The organism is Rhodoferax sp. BAB1, from assembly GCF_013334205.1.
Taxonomy (GTDB): Bacteria; Pseudomonadota; Gammaproteobacteria; order Burkholderiales; family Burkholderiaceae_C; genus Hylemonella.
In genome coordinates this window covers 314,399-326,580 of sequence record NZ_CP054424.1, presented here as the reverse complement: position 1 = coordinate 326,580, position 12,182 = coordinate 314,399, and the positions used below count along the sequence as shown (strand labels likewise).

General features: G+C 66.1%; 14 protein-coding genes. 5 read left to right on the top strand and 9 right to left on the bottom strand.

Features of this window, described 5'->3' with window-relative positions; genetic code table 11:
• Positions 1 to 31: 31 nt before the first annotated feature.
• The 6 genes from HTY51_RS01640 to HTY51_RS01620 all read right to left on the bottom strand — a co-directional run bounded on the left by HTY51_RS01640 (position 32) and on the right by HTY51_RS01620 (position 4,896).
• Entirely contained in the window at positions 32 to 238 is a 207-nt protein-coding gene (locus HTY51_RS01640) for a DUF2970 domain-containing protein (protein ID WP_174251100.1), read from the bottom strand.
• On the bottom strand, positions 235 to 825 hold the full coding sequence (locus HTY51_RS01635) for a cytochrome c oxidase assembly protein (RefSeq protein WP_174251099.1): 591 nt from the start codon (positions 823 to 825) through the stop codon (positions 235 to 237). The genes HTY51_RS01640 and HTY51_RS01635 overlap by 4 nt, the downstream gene beginning before the upstream one ends.
• A 10-nt stretch (positions 826 to 835) precedes the next feature.
• Positions 836 to 949 carry a cytochrome oxidase small assembly protein gene (locus HTY51_RS18495; RefSeq protein ID WP_217448229.1) on the bottom strand — a complete coding sequence of 38 codons (114 nt, stop codon included), beginning with the start codon at positions 947 to 949 and terminating at the stop codon, positions 836 to 838.
• A gap of 24 nt (positions 950 to 973) precedes the next feature.
• A complete protein-coding gene (gene ctaD, locus HTY51_RS01630; protein WP_174251098.1) occupies positions 974 to 2,590 on the bottom strand; it encodes a cytochrome c oxidase subunit I in 1,617 nt (538 codons plus the stop codon).
• 40 nt (positions 2,591 to 2,630) lie between these two features.
• On the bottom strand, positions 2,631 to 3,800 hold the full coding sequence (gene coxB, locus HTY51_RS01625; RefSeq protein ID WP_174254122.1) for a cytochrome c oxidase subunit II: 1,170 nt from the start codon (positions 3,798 to 3,800) through the stop codon (positions 2,631 to 2,633).
• Positions 3,801 to 4,008: 208 nt separating this feature from the next.
• Positions 4,009 to 4,896 carry a biotin synthase gene (locus tag HTY51_RS01620; protein ID WP_174251097.1) on the bottom strand — a complete coding sequence of 296 codons (888 nt, stop codon included), beginning with the start codon at positions 4,894 to 4,896 and terminating at the stop codon, positions 4,009 to 4,011.
• 71 nt (positions 4,897 to 4,967) lie between these two features.
• Between HTY51_RS01620 and HTY51_RS01615 the strand changes: the two genes are divergently transcribed.
• Positions 4,968 to 5,669, top strand: a complete 702-nt coding sequence (locus HTY51_RS01615; protein WP_174251096.1) for a ComF family protein — start codon at positions 4,968 to 4,970, stop codon at positions 5,667 to 5,669.
• A gap of 11 nt (positions 5,670 to 5,680) precedes the next feature.
• Entirely contained in the window at positions 5,681 to 6,148 is a 468-nt protein-coding gene (gene trmL, locus HTY51_RS01610; protein ID WP_174251095.1) for a tRNA (uridine(34)/cytosine(34)/5-carboxymethylaminomethyluridine(34)-2'-O)-methyltransferase TrmL, read from the top strand.
• 6 nt (positions 6,149 to 6,154) lie between these two features.
• On the opposite strand, the gene HTY51_RS01605 is transcribed toward trmL, so the two are convergent.
• On the bottom strand, positions 6,155 to 6,610 hold the full coding sequence (locus HTY51_RS01605; protein ID WP_174251094.1) for a MaoC family dehydratase: 456 nt from the start codon (positions 6,608 to 6,610) through the stop codon (positions 6,155 to 6,157).
• Positions 6,611 to 6,667: 57 nt separating this feature from the next.
• The gene (locus HTY51_RS01600) at positions 6,668 to 7,282 is read right to left on the bottom strand and encodes a ParA family protein (protein WP_174251093.1); all 615 of its coding nucleotides are present in this window, start codon (positions 7,280 to 7,282) and stop codon (positions 6,668 to 6,670) included.
• A gap of 189 nt (positions 7,283 to 7,471) precedes the next feature.
• On the opposite strand from HTY51_RS01600, the gene HTY51_RS01595 reads away from it, so the two are divergent.
• Together HTY51_RS01595 and HTY51_RS01590 are read left to right on the top strand one after the other, a co-directional pair.
• A complete protein-coding gene (locus HTY51_RS01595; RefSeq protein ID WP_174251092.1) occupies positions 7,472 to 8,449 on the top strand; it encodes a tripartite tricarboxylate transporter substrate binding protein in 978 nt (325 codons plus the stop codon).
• 49 nt (positions 8,450 to 8,498) lie between these two features.
• A complete protein-coding gene (locus HTY51_RS01590; RefSeq protein WP_174251091.1) occupies positions 8,499 to 9,371 on the top strand; it encodes a fumarylacetoacetate hydrolase family protein in 873 nt (290 codons plus the stop codon).
• A gap of 13 nt (positions 9,372 to 9,384) precedes the next feature.
• On the opposite strand, the gene HTY51_RS01585 is transcribed toward HTY51_RS01590, so the two are convergent.
• Entirely contained in the window at positions 9,385 to 10,239 is an 855-nt protein-coding gene (locus HTY51_RS01585) for a dioxygenase (RefSeq protein WP_174251090.1), read from the bottom strand.
• 101 nt (positions 10,240 to 10,340) lie between these two features.
• On the opposite strand from HTY51_RS01585, the gene kefC reads away from it, so the two are divergent.
• Complete coding sequence (gene kefC / locus HTY51_RS01580) at positions 10,341 to 12,179, top strand: glutathione-regulated potassium-efflux system protein KefC (protein ID WP_174251089.1); 1,839 nt, start codon at positions 10,341 to 10,343, stop codon at positions 12,177 to 12,179.
• The last annotated feature ends 3 nt before the right edge of the window (positions 12,180 to 12,182 follow it).

Genomic DNA, 12,182 nt, shown 5'->3' with positions numbered 1-12,182 from the left:
CAAATCATTTTCAAGTGTTCCAGCCCGGGTCTTACTTGACCACGATCCAGTTCACCACTGCAATCAAACTCAATACCAGCAGGATGCCACCAACCAAACCTACCGCAATGATGTGATAAGGCTTGAGCTGGGCGATGTCATCCTGGAAACCACTGTTCTTGCGCACGCCGAGGAAGGACCAGGCCACGGCCTTGACGGTCGCCCACAGCGAGCCCTTGGCAGCCTGTGTTTTGCTCATGCTCCGGACTCCATGCCCTTGCGTGCGGCCGTGGGGGCCGGCGGCGTCTTGCTGCCCACTTCGAAGAAGGTATAGGACAGGGTGATGGTGCTCACGTCTTTGGACAGCTTGGGATCGATGACAAAAACCACCGGCCAGCTTTTCTTCTCGCCCGGCGCCAGCGTGTACTCGTTGAAGCAGAAGCACTCCAGCTTGTTGAAGTGGGCTGCTGCCTGGCGCGGGGCATAACTCGGAATCGCCTGGGCCGCCATGCTGCGGTCCTGCACGTTCTCGAACTCGTACATGACGGTGGCCAGTTCGCCCGGGTGCACCTGCAGCGAGGTCTGTGCCGGCTTGAAACGCCAGGGGCCGCGCACATTGGCATCGAACTCGACCGTGATGGTACGGCTGGTATCGACCTGGGTGTTGCCCGGTGTCACCGCACTGCGGCCCGGCATTTCGCGCTCGCCGACCGCCAGGACATTGAGGCCCAGGGCTTCGCACAGGTGCTTGTAGATCGGCACCAGCGCATAACCGAAGCCAAACATGCCGGCCACCACAATGGCCAGCTTGCCCAGCATCCTGGCGTTCTCGCGTCGCAGGTTCATGGCTGTCTCGTCACTTGCCGCCCAGCAGGACCATCTTGGCCAGGAAGCCGAGGAAGAAGATCAGCGCGACCGACGCCAGGATCAGGCCCAGGCGGCGGTTGGCTTTCTTCTGTTCAGGCGTCATGGCGCAATCTTTCCGTGCAGGGTGTCAGCCGATGATCTTGGTCGCCGTGGCGTCCAGCTTCGGGGGGGTTTCGAAGGTATGGAAGGGGGCCGGCGAAGGCACTTCCCACTCCAGGCCTTCCGCGCCTTCCCAAGGCTTCTGCGGGGCCTTCTCGCCCTGGCCGCGCATGGCGGGCAGCACGACGGCCAGGAAGAAGTAGACCTGGGCCAAACCGAAGCCGAAGGCACCGACGGTGGCGATGGCGTTGAAGTCGGCGAACTGCATGGGGTAGTCGGCGTAGCGACGCGGCATGCCGGCCAGACCCAGGAAGTGCATCGGGAAGAAGGTGATGTTGAAGGAGATCATCGACCACCAGAAGTGCAGCTTGCCGCGGCCTTCGCTGTACATCACGCCGGTCCACTTGGGCAGCCAGTAATAGATGCCGGAGAACATGGCGAACAGCGAGCCGGCCACCAGCACGTAGTGGAAGTGGGCCACCACGTAATAGGTGTCCTGCACCTGGATGTCGATCGGCGCCACCGACAGGATCAGACCGGTGAAGCCGCCCATGGTGAACACGAAGATGAAACCCACGGCCCACAGCATGGGGGTCTCGAAGGTCATCGAGCCCTTCCACATGGTGGCCAGCCAGTTGAAGATCTTCACGCCGGTGGGCACGGAGATCAGCATGGTGGCGTACATGAAGAACAGCTGGCCGGTCACCGGCATGCCGGTGGTGTACATGTGGTGTGCCCACACGATGAAGGACAGGATGGCGATGGAAGCCGTGGCGTAGACCATGGAGGCGTAGCCGAACAGCTTCTTGCGGGCAAAGGCCGGCACCACGGCGCTGATGATGCCGAAGGCCGGCAGGATCATGATGTACACCTCGGGGTGGCCGAAGAACCAGAAGATGTGCTGATACATCACCGGGTCGCCGCCGCCGGCGGGGTTGAAGAAGGTGGTGCCGAAGTGGCGGTCGGTCAGCGTCATGGTGATGGCGCCGGCCAGCACGGGCATCACGGCGATCAGCAGGTAGGCGGTGATCAGCCAGGTCCAGCAGAACAGCGGCATCTTCATCAGCGTCATGCCGGGCGCGCGCATGTTCAGGATGGTCACGATGATGTTGATCGAGCCCATGATGGAGGAAGCACCCAGGATGTGCATGGCAAAGATGCCGGCGTCCATCGAGGGGCCCATCTGCAGCGTCAGCGGTGCGTACAGCGTCCAGCCGGCCGCGGGGGCGCCACCGGGCATGAAGAAGGACAGCACCAGCATGAGGGCCGCGGGAATCATCAGCCAGAAGCTGAAGTTGTTCATGCGGGCGAAGGCCATGTCGGCCGCGCCGATCTGCAGCGGGATCATCCAGTTGGCGAAGCCCACGAAGGCCGGCATGATGGCGCCGAACACCATGATCAGGCCGTGCATGGTGGTGAGCTGGTTGAACAGCTCGGGGTTCACGACCTGCAGGCCGGGCTGGAACAGCTCGGCGCGGATCAACAGGGCCAGGACACCGCCGATCATCAGCATGGTGAAGGCGAACAGCAGGTACAGGGTACCGATGTCCTTGTGGTTGGTCGCGTAGACCCAGCGCCGCCAGCCCGTGGGGGCGTGGTGGTCGTCATGGGCATGGTGATCGTGATGGTCTAGAACGGCACTCATCCTGATTTCCTTCTCAATACTCTAGGCGTCTGACGACTGTTTACTTGCGGGCGGTCTTGATGTCGGCCGGCTGCACCAGCTGGCCGGTCTTGTTGGACCAGGTGTTCTTGGTGTAGGTGACCACGGCGGCGATCTCGGTGTCGCTCAGCTGCTTCCAGGCGGGCATGGCACCCTTGCCGTTGAGCATGATGCCGATCTGCTTGGACTTGTCGGCATCGAGCACGATGGCCGAGGCGTCCAGCGGCTTGAACGGGCCGGCGCCCTTGCCGTTGGCCTGGTGGCAGACCGCGCAGTTGGCCGCATAGACCTTCTCGCCGCGCTGGACCAGTTCACCCAGGGCCCAGACCTTGGCTGGATCGTCGGCCTTGGCGGCCATGGCCTTCTTCTGGCCATCGACCCACTTGGCGTAGTCTTCGGCGGACAGCACCTTCACGTGGATGGGCATGTAGGCATGTTCCTTGCCGCACAGCTCGGCGCACTGGCCGTAGAAGTCACCGGTCTGCTCGGCACGGAACCAGGTGTCGCGCACGAAACCGGGGATGGCGTCCTGCTTGATGCCGAAAGCCGGCACCATGAAGGCGTGGATCACGTCGTTGGCGGTGGTGATGATGCGGATCTTCTTGTCCACCGGCACGACTAGCGGGTTGTCGACCTTGAGCAGGTAGTCGTCGGTGGGAGCCGGCTTGCCGGACTCGGACATCTCGCGATGCGTGCTGTCCAGGGTGGAGATGAAGCCGATGCCCTCACCCTCGCCCTTGAGGTAGTCGTAGCCCCACTTCCACTGGTACCCCGTGACCTTGATGGTCAGGTCGGCGTTGCTGGTGTCCTTCATGGCCACGACGGCCTTGGTCGCCGGCAGCGCCATCAGGATCACGATGATGAAGGGGATCACGGTCCAGGCGATTTCCACGGCCACGGACTCGTGGAAGTCGGCGGACTTGTGCCCGACCGACTTGCGGTGCTTCAGGATGGAATAGAACATCACGCCGAACACCGCCACGAAGATCACCGTGCAGATGATCAGCATGAACCAGTGCAGCCATTGCTGCTCGGCAGCAATCTTGGTGACTGCGGGAGGCAGGTTGAGCTGGTTGACCGCCGGACCACCGGGCAGGTCGTTGACAGCCTGGGCTGCGGTGAAGGCCGCCGTACCGGCCCAAGCGCCAGCCATGAGCAGCAGTGAAGCCAATTTATTAGAAATGCTCTTCATCATGTTCACTTCTTCAATGTCTTAAATAATCCAGGACTGCCCAGGCTTGCCCACATGCGGCTTGTGACCGATGTGCCCGCCACCGCTCAGTGGCAGGCAGAGAACTGCCTTTGAATTTCGAAATTCAGCAACCGCTTATTGTAGCCCAGCACTTTTTGCTCCCTGCCCGGCTGATATACGGGTTCACCCTAGGAAGGCCAGGCTTGCCTTATGAACGCTGTTTGCGCAGCGTGGCGCGCATGTCGTCCAGGCTGAGCCGGGTCTCGGCCGCCACGGCCAGGCGCGGCTGCGGCTTGAAGGCATGGCCATAGATGATCTCGAAGCTCAGCTTGAGCCGCCCCTCGTGGGACGGATCGGCCAGCTGGCGCAGAGCCGTGTGCAATTGCCCGCGCCAGCCCCGGCCACGCAGACCGGCAAAACGCGCCGGGTGCAGGTTGCGCCCAAGCTCGCGCAACTCCTGCAGCAGGCGCTCGGGGCTCTCGAAGGTCAGCTCGATGCGCTCCATGTCCATCACCGGTTCGGCAAAACCGGCCGCCACCAGCATGTCGCCCCAGTCGTGCATGTCGGTGAATTCGTGCGCGGGTGCGGGCCAGCCCAGGGCCTGGTACAGCGTGCGCAGCTCGCGCAGGGTGTCGGGGCCGAGGCAGGAAAACATCAGGAAGCCGTCAACCGCCAGCGCTTCGTGCCAGCGCCGGATCAGGGCCTGTGGATCGGCCGCCATGTGCAGGGTCATATTGGCCCAGAGCAGCTCGGCTGCGGCCTCTGCAGGCTGAGCCGCCAGGGCCGCCGACCAGCGGGCCGGGTGCCACCAGGGCCGTGCCGCGGCCTGCTGCGCCAGGGCCTGTTCCGACGGCACGGCGGCGCTGATGTGGCAGCGTGCGCCTGGGTAACGGCGCGCCAGCAAGTCCTGCGCCTGCAGGCCGCCGCGCACCGGCTCCCAATGCGACCAGCTTCGGGGCTGGCGCACGATCCAGTCCAGCCGCTGCTCCATGCGCCGCGCGACCTCCTCGTGCAGCCAGGCAGAAACCGTTTGCGGCCGCCGGGCCCAACGCGCGGCGGCGGCGGGGTCGATGGTGGGGGGGCGGTGATCGGACATGGGAAAGCTGGCGAGTATATTGATTCCCCCTGCAGCCCCTGACACGGCACGCCATTGCCCTTGTTGCGCCCATGTTCCGCAGCCTGCTCACCCGCTTGACCAGCACCCTGCCCAGCCAGTGCGCGGTCTGCCACGCCTGGCCGGCGCAAGCCGTGTGCGAAACCTGCGTGGCACGTTTTGCCCAACCCCGTCCGCGCTGCCGCAACTGCGCCCTGCCGCTTCCCGAGGGCGTGGAACGCTGTGGCGCATGCATCAAGCAAACACCTCCTCTAGACCTTTGTCTGACGGCTGTGGCTTATGAATACCCCTGGGCCGGCCTGGTCGCGCGCTACAAGTTCGGCGCCCGTCCCGGCTGGTCGCAGGCGCTGGCCTTGCTGATGCGCAGCACGCCCTGGGCCGAACCGGCGCTCGAAGCTGCCGATCTGCTGCTGCCCATGCCGCTGTCGCGCGAGCGGTTGCGTCAGCGCGGCTTCAACCAGGCCCTGGAACTGGCACGCCAGCTGGCCCCGGCCAAGGTCGATGCGGGACTGCTGCTGCGCCTGCGCCATACGCCGGCCCAGAGTGCCCTGCCGCGCGAAGCCCGGCTGCACAATGTGCGCGGCGCCTTCGGCGTGGCCAACGGACGGGAAGCGGAGCTTGCGGGCCGGCGTGTGGTGCTGGTCGACGACGTCATGACCAGCGGCGCCTCGCTGTTTGCCGCGGCCCAGGCCCTGCGCGCGGCCGGGGCGGCGCACATCACCGGCTTGGTCCTGGCGCGAACCGAAACACACTGAATAATGCGCGGATGTTCCACATCGTCCTGGTCCAGCCCGAGATCCCGCCCAACACGGGCAACGTCATCCGCCTGGCCGCCAACACGGGCTGCACCCTGCACCTGATCGAGCCGCTGGGCTTTTCCATGGAGGACCGGCTGATGCGCCGTGCCGGCCTGGACTACCACGAGTACGCCGAGGTGAAACGCCACGCCGGCTGGGACAGCTTCCTGTCCAGCGCGCAACCGCACCCCGAACGCATGTTCGCGCTCACGACCCGCGGCACGCGCTTCGTGCACGACGTAGCTTTTGAGCCGGGCGACTGGCTGGTGTTCGGTTCGGAAACCAGCGGCCTGCCCGATGCGGTACGCGCCGCTTTCGCCCCGACACAGCAGCTCAGGCTGCCCATGCGGGCCGGCCAGCGCAGCCTGAACCTCTCCAACGCGGTGGCGGTGACGGTGTTCGAAGCCTGGCGGCAGAACGGCTTCGCGGCGACGTAAGCCGTCTCAGGGATAACGCCGGGCGATCGACTCGGCCACACAGACCGGCTTGGCCTCGCCTTCGCGCTCGATCGTCACTTCCCAGCTCATCTGCATGCCGTCGTTGGCGATGGGCTCGCAGGCCAGCAGCTTCAAACGCGCACGCAGGCGGCTGCCCACCGGCACCGGCGCCATGAAACGCACGCGGTTCAGGCCGTAGTTAACGCCCATGCGCGACTCGACGATCTCCATGGTGCTTTCGAAGAAGCGGGGCAGCAGGGACAGGGTGAGGAAACCGTGCGCGATGGGGCCACCAAAGGGGCCGGCCCTGGCTTTTTCCACGTCGACGTGGATCCACTGGTGGTCCCCCGTGGCCTGGGCGAACTGGTTGACCTGCTCCTGCGTGATGGTGAGCCAGTCGCTGACCGCGACCTCCTGGCCCACCAGCGCGGGAAACTCCTTGAGGGACTGGAAGGTTTTCATGCCGCCCACTGTAGCGGCCAGGCCCGCGCGCCGGCTGTCATGCGCGCGACGCAGGGCCTAGTGTTCGAGCCAGCGGCACAGACCCTGCCACTGCTCCAGGTCCTTTTCCACGCGGCTGGGCGCCACGTCGAACAGGGTCAGGCCATGGGCAGCGAGGTGGATGTAGTTCTGCGTGTCGCGCAGGTAGGCCAGCACGGGCAGGCCCAGGCTCTCGACAAAGGCACGCAGCTTGTCGGCCGCAATGGTGCGCCCGTCCACGCGCATGCCCACGATGCCCACCTGCATGCCCTTGTGCGTGTGCTGCTTGATCTCGTCGAGGAAATCGCGGGTGGCGAAGATGTCGAAGACGCTGGGCTGCAGGGGCACGATGACCTTGTCGGCGTGCTGCAGCACGTCCTTCAAACGCGCGCCCTTGAGACCGGCCGGGGTGTCGAGCACCACATGGGTGGTTCCCTTGGGCAGCTTGGCCAGCTTGTCCTCGCCCACGTCCCAGCTCACGATGGACCGCGCCGTGGCCGGACGCAGGCCCAGCCACAGGCGCGCGGACTGCTGGCGATCGGCATCGCCCAGCATGACCTTGTGGCCCCGGCTGGCATAGTAGCCCGCAATGTTGGTGGACAGGGTGGACTTACCCACGCCCCCCTTGGGATTGGCAACCACGACAACCGGCATCTTCGGCTCCTTGTAGTCCTGACCGGCCCATATTAGCCCATGAAGGGCGTTCCGCCGCAGCCGCCCGCCGCAGCCGGCACACCCGGGACTAACCCTAGGACATGCCCATTTGGCGACATGCGCCGATAAGATGGCCCGCACCCACAACGTGCAGCGCACGGATGCTGCCATCCTGCAAGGAGACACACCATGAAAACCACGTTCGCACGCAAGGGCCTGGGCCTGTTGCTGGCCGCCATGGGCCTGCTCGGCGCCGGCACGGCGTCGGCCCAGGCCGACTGGCCCAGGGCCAGGCCCGTGACCATCACCGTCGGCTTCGGGCCTGGCGCCTTCACCGACGTCATCGCGCGCGTGGTGGCGCAAAAACTCGGCGAGACCACGGGCGGGACTTTCACCGTGGAGAACAAGCCCGGCGCCGGCGGCAACATCGCCACCGGCCAGGTCAAGCGCGCCGCACCCGATGGCTACACGATCCTGGTGCACAGCGTGGCCTTTGCGGTCAACCCCTCGCTCTACCCCAACGCCGGCTACGACGCCCTGAAGGATTTCGTGCCGCTGGCGCTGGGCCCGCGCACACCCAACATCATCACCGTCCACCCCGCCACGCCGGCGAAGGACCTGAAAGAATTGATCGAGCTGGCGCGCAGGGAAAAGCTCAGCTACGCCTCCTCCGGTATCGGCACCACCACCCATCTCTCGATCGAGCGCCTCAAGACGGCTGCCAAGGTAGACATCACCCACGTGCCCTACCAGCCGGCGCAGGCCATCGGCGCCGTGGTGGCCGGCCACGCCCCCATGTCGTCCACCTCCATGCCGCCGGCCGTGCCGCAGATCAAGGCCGGCAAGGTGCGCGCCATTGCCGTCACCAGCGCCAAACGCTCGGCCCTGCTGCCCGACGTGCCCTCGGTCACCGAATTCGGCTACGCCGACTTCGACGACTACACCTGGGTCGGCTTCTTCCTGCCAGCGGGCACGCCGCAGGCCCTGGTGGACCGCATCAACGCCGAGATCAACAAGGCGATGGAACTGCCGGAGTCGAAAGAAAAATTCGTCAGCCTGGGCATGGAGTCGACCCGCAACAGCTCGGCCGAATTCGGCACGTTCCTGCGCGCTGAAGTCGACAAATGGGCGGGTGTGGTCAAGAGCACCGGGGCCAAGGTGGAATAAAGTCTGCAACCGGATATCGCTCCGCCACCCGCCACCCAAGGAAGACCTCATGAGATTGTTCAGTTTCGACGCGCAAGGCCAGGCCCGCATCGGCGTGCTCCAAAGCGCCGGTGCCCAGGAATTCATCGACCTGTCCGTGGCTGCCCCCGGCTTGCCGAAAGACATGGGTGCGCTGATCGCACAAGCCGGCGGTCTGGAAGCCGCCCGCCAGGCCGCGGCCCAGGCAAGCGCCGCGGCCGTCAAGCCGCTGGCCGGCGTGCGCTTCCTGCCCGTGGTGCCGCGCCCCGGCAAGATCGTCTGCCTCGGGCTCAACTACGCCGACCACGCCAAAGAAGGCGGGCATGCCCGCCCCGAGTACCCGAGCTTCTTCATGCGCGGGGCCACCTCCATGACCGGCCACAACGAGCCCCTGATCCGGCCCAGGGCCTCCACCAAGCTGGACTACGAGGCCGAACTGGCCGTCGTCATCGGCCAACGCGCGCGCCACCTTACCAAGGCGAACGCGCTGGACTGCGTGGCCGGCTACTCCTGCTTCAATGACGGCAGCGTGCGCGACTACCAGCGCAAGACCGCGCAGTGGACCATAGGCAAGAACTTCGACGGCACCGGCCCCTTCGGCCCCTGGCTGGTGACGCCGGATGAACTGCCGCCCGGTGCCGCCGGCCTGCGCATCCAGTCGCGCCTGAACGGCAAGGTCATGCAGGACGCCAACACCAAAGATTTCCTCTGGGACGTGGTGGAGTCGCTGTGCATCATCACCGAGTGCATGACGCTGGAGCCGGGTGACGTGATCATCACCGGCACCCCGGCCGGCGTGGGTTATGCGCGCACGCCGCCGGTGTGGATGGCGCCGGGTGATATCTGCGAGATCGAGATCGAGGGCATCGGCATCCTGTCCAACCCGATCGCCGACGAGCAGTAGGCCCCAGTGGCACTCAGGCGGCGGCCAGCCTGACCGGGAAATCCACCACCTGGTAGCTGCCGGAGAGCCGGTACCTCGCCTGCACGGCGGGGTCGCTCTCCTCCTTGAAATCCATCACCAGCGACTCGCGCACACCGAACACGGCGTCCTGGTTCACATGGGGATCCGCCTGGTCGAACAGCTCGGTCACCAGGGTGCGGTAGCCGGGCGCCTCTACGATGACGTGGAAGTGAGCCGGGCGCCAGGCATCGCGGTGCGCCACGCGCAACAGGTCGCCCACCGGGCCGTCGGTCGGCACCATATAGGGCGTGGGGTGGATGGTGAGCAGCTCGAATCGGCCGTCGGGCAGCACCTTGATCTGGCAGCGCAGGTTGTCCTGGGGCTGCGTGGTGTCGATCTGCCAGTACAGGCCGTTGTCGGCGTTCTGCCAGAAGTCCACCGTGGCACTGGCAATCGGCTGGCCCTGGGTGTCGGTCACCCGTCCGCGCAGCAGCACCGGCTGGCCCGGATTGTCCTTGACCAGGCTGGCGCCGCTCTCCATCCAGGGCGAGCCGCGGGTGTGAAAGGGACCGAGCACGCTGCCCTCGGTCGCGCCGGGCCTGGACGCCAGCAGGTCGACCAGCGAGGACAGGCCCAGCACGTCCGACAGCAGCGTGAACTCGCTGCGCGAGGGGCTGCTGATCTCGCCCGAGCGCAGCAGAAAGGCCAGCGCCGCCTGCCACTCGGCATGGCTCAGCCCGGTCTCGCGGGCATAACCGTGCACATAAGTCACCAGCCGCTCGATCAGATAGCGCAGGCGCGCATCGTCGATTTTGTCGAAAGTCTGCGTCACCGATGCGGTGACGTTGTCCTTGTTGATGTTGCGCATGTCTGTCTCCTCCGGCTTATTTTGATGCCTGTTGATGCCATGTCGGCCCCTGTGCTAGCGTAAGGCCTGCCCACCCTGTTTCCCTCGGCCCAAGGCACACCATGGAACACGCCCCCAGCTGGCTCAGCCACACCTTCGTCTACCTGTGCGCGGCCGTGATCGCCGTGCCCCTGAGCAAATACCTGGGCCTGGGCGCCATCATCGGCTATCTCGGGGCCGGCCTCATCATCGGCCCCTGGGGCCTGGGCCTGGTCAGCGAGGTGCAGGATGTGCTGCATTTCGCCGAGTTCGGCGTGGTGCTCATGCTCTTCCTGATCGGGCTGGAACTGGAGCCGCGCCGGCTCTGGAGCCTGCGCCGGCCCATTTTCGGCTGGGGCAGCGCCCAGGTCCTGGCCTGCGCCGCCGCCCTCTTCCTCGGTGTCTATGCGCTGGGCCTGTTCTTCCCGGCCCAGCTGGGCGGCTGGAAAACACCGCTGGTGGCGGCCCTGGGCCTGGCCCTGTCGTCCACCGCCATCGCCCTGCAGGTCATGGGCGAGCGCAACCTGCTGCCCACGCCCGGCGGCCAGGCCGGTTTTTCCATCCTGCTGTTCCAGGACGTGGCGGCCATCCCCATCCTGGCGCTGCTGCCCCTGCTGGGCGCCGAGCCCGGCCAGTCCAACGGCGACTTCCGCTGGGGCGAGTTGCTGAAGATCGTGGGCGTCATCGGGGGCATCGTGCTGGGCGGCCGGCTGCTGCTGCGCCCCCTGCTGCGCTGGATCGCGCGCAGCCGCACGCCCGAGATCTTCACGGCCGCCGCCCTGCTGCTGGTGGTGGGCATTGCCGCGCTGATGCAGCAGGTGGGCCTGTCCATGGGCCTGGGCGCCTTCCTGGCCGGCGTGCTGCTGGCCGAGAGCGAATACCGGCGCGAGCTGGAAACCGACATCGAACCCTTCAAGGGCCTGCTGCTGGGCCTGTTCTTTATTGCGGTGGGCATGAGCATCGACCTCTCGGTGCTGCGCGCCTCGCCCGGGCTGATGCTGGCGCTGGTGGCCGGTTTCATGGCGATCAAGATCGTGCTGATCCTGGCCATGCTGCGCTTCATGCAGGTGCCGCTGCAGGAGCGGCCGGTCATCACGCTGCTGCTGGCGCAGGGCGGCGAGTTTGCCTTCGTGGTGTTCCAGACGGCCTTTGGCGCGGGCGTGATGTCGTCGCAGACGACCTCGCTGCTGATCGGCGCGGTGGCCCTGTCCATGCTGCTCAGCCCCCTCTTGCTGGTGGCGGTGGACAAGTTGCTGGCGCCGCGTCTGGCCGCGGCCGGTGGCGCCACCCCGGCCGAAATATCGGAACCGCAAGAGGCACCGGTGCTCATTGCCGGCTTCGGCCGCTACGGCCAGATCGTGGCGCGCGTCATGCTGGCCCAGGGCATCCCCAGCACGGTGCTGGACCACGACGCCGACATGATCGAGGCGGCGCGCAGCTTCGGCTACCGCGTGCACTACGGCGACGCCACGCGCCTGGACCTGCTGCGCATCGCCGGTGCCGCCAGCGCGAAAGTCCTGGTGGTGGCCGTGGACGACAAGGAGCAGTCGCTCAAGATCGTGGACCTGGTGCGCGAACACTTCCCCGGCCTGCAGATCGTGGCGCGTGCGCGCGATGTGACGCACTGGCACGAACTGCGCGAGCGCGGCGTGCAGCTGGTACAGCGCGAACTCTTCGAGTCCAGCCTGCGCAGCGCGCGCAGCGTGCTGGAGCTGCTGGGCCACACGCAGGAGCAGGCGCGCGCCTTTGCCTGGCGCTTCCGCCAGCACAACCTGGAACTGTTCGAGAAAATGCACCCGCACTACAAGGACCGCCAGCAGCTGATTGCCGTCGTCAAGCAGGGACGGCAACAGCTGGAAGAGCAGATGGCGCAGGAACGTGCCGAGCGCGAGCGCAGCCAGGCCGGGGCGAAAAATCCCTGACGC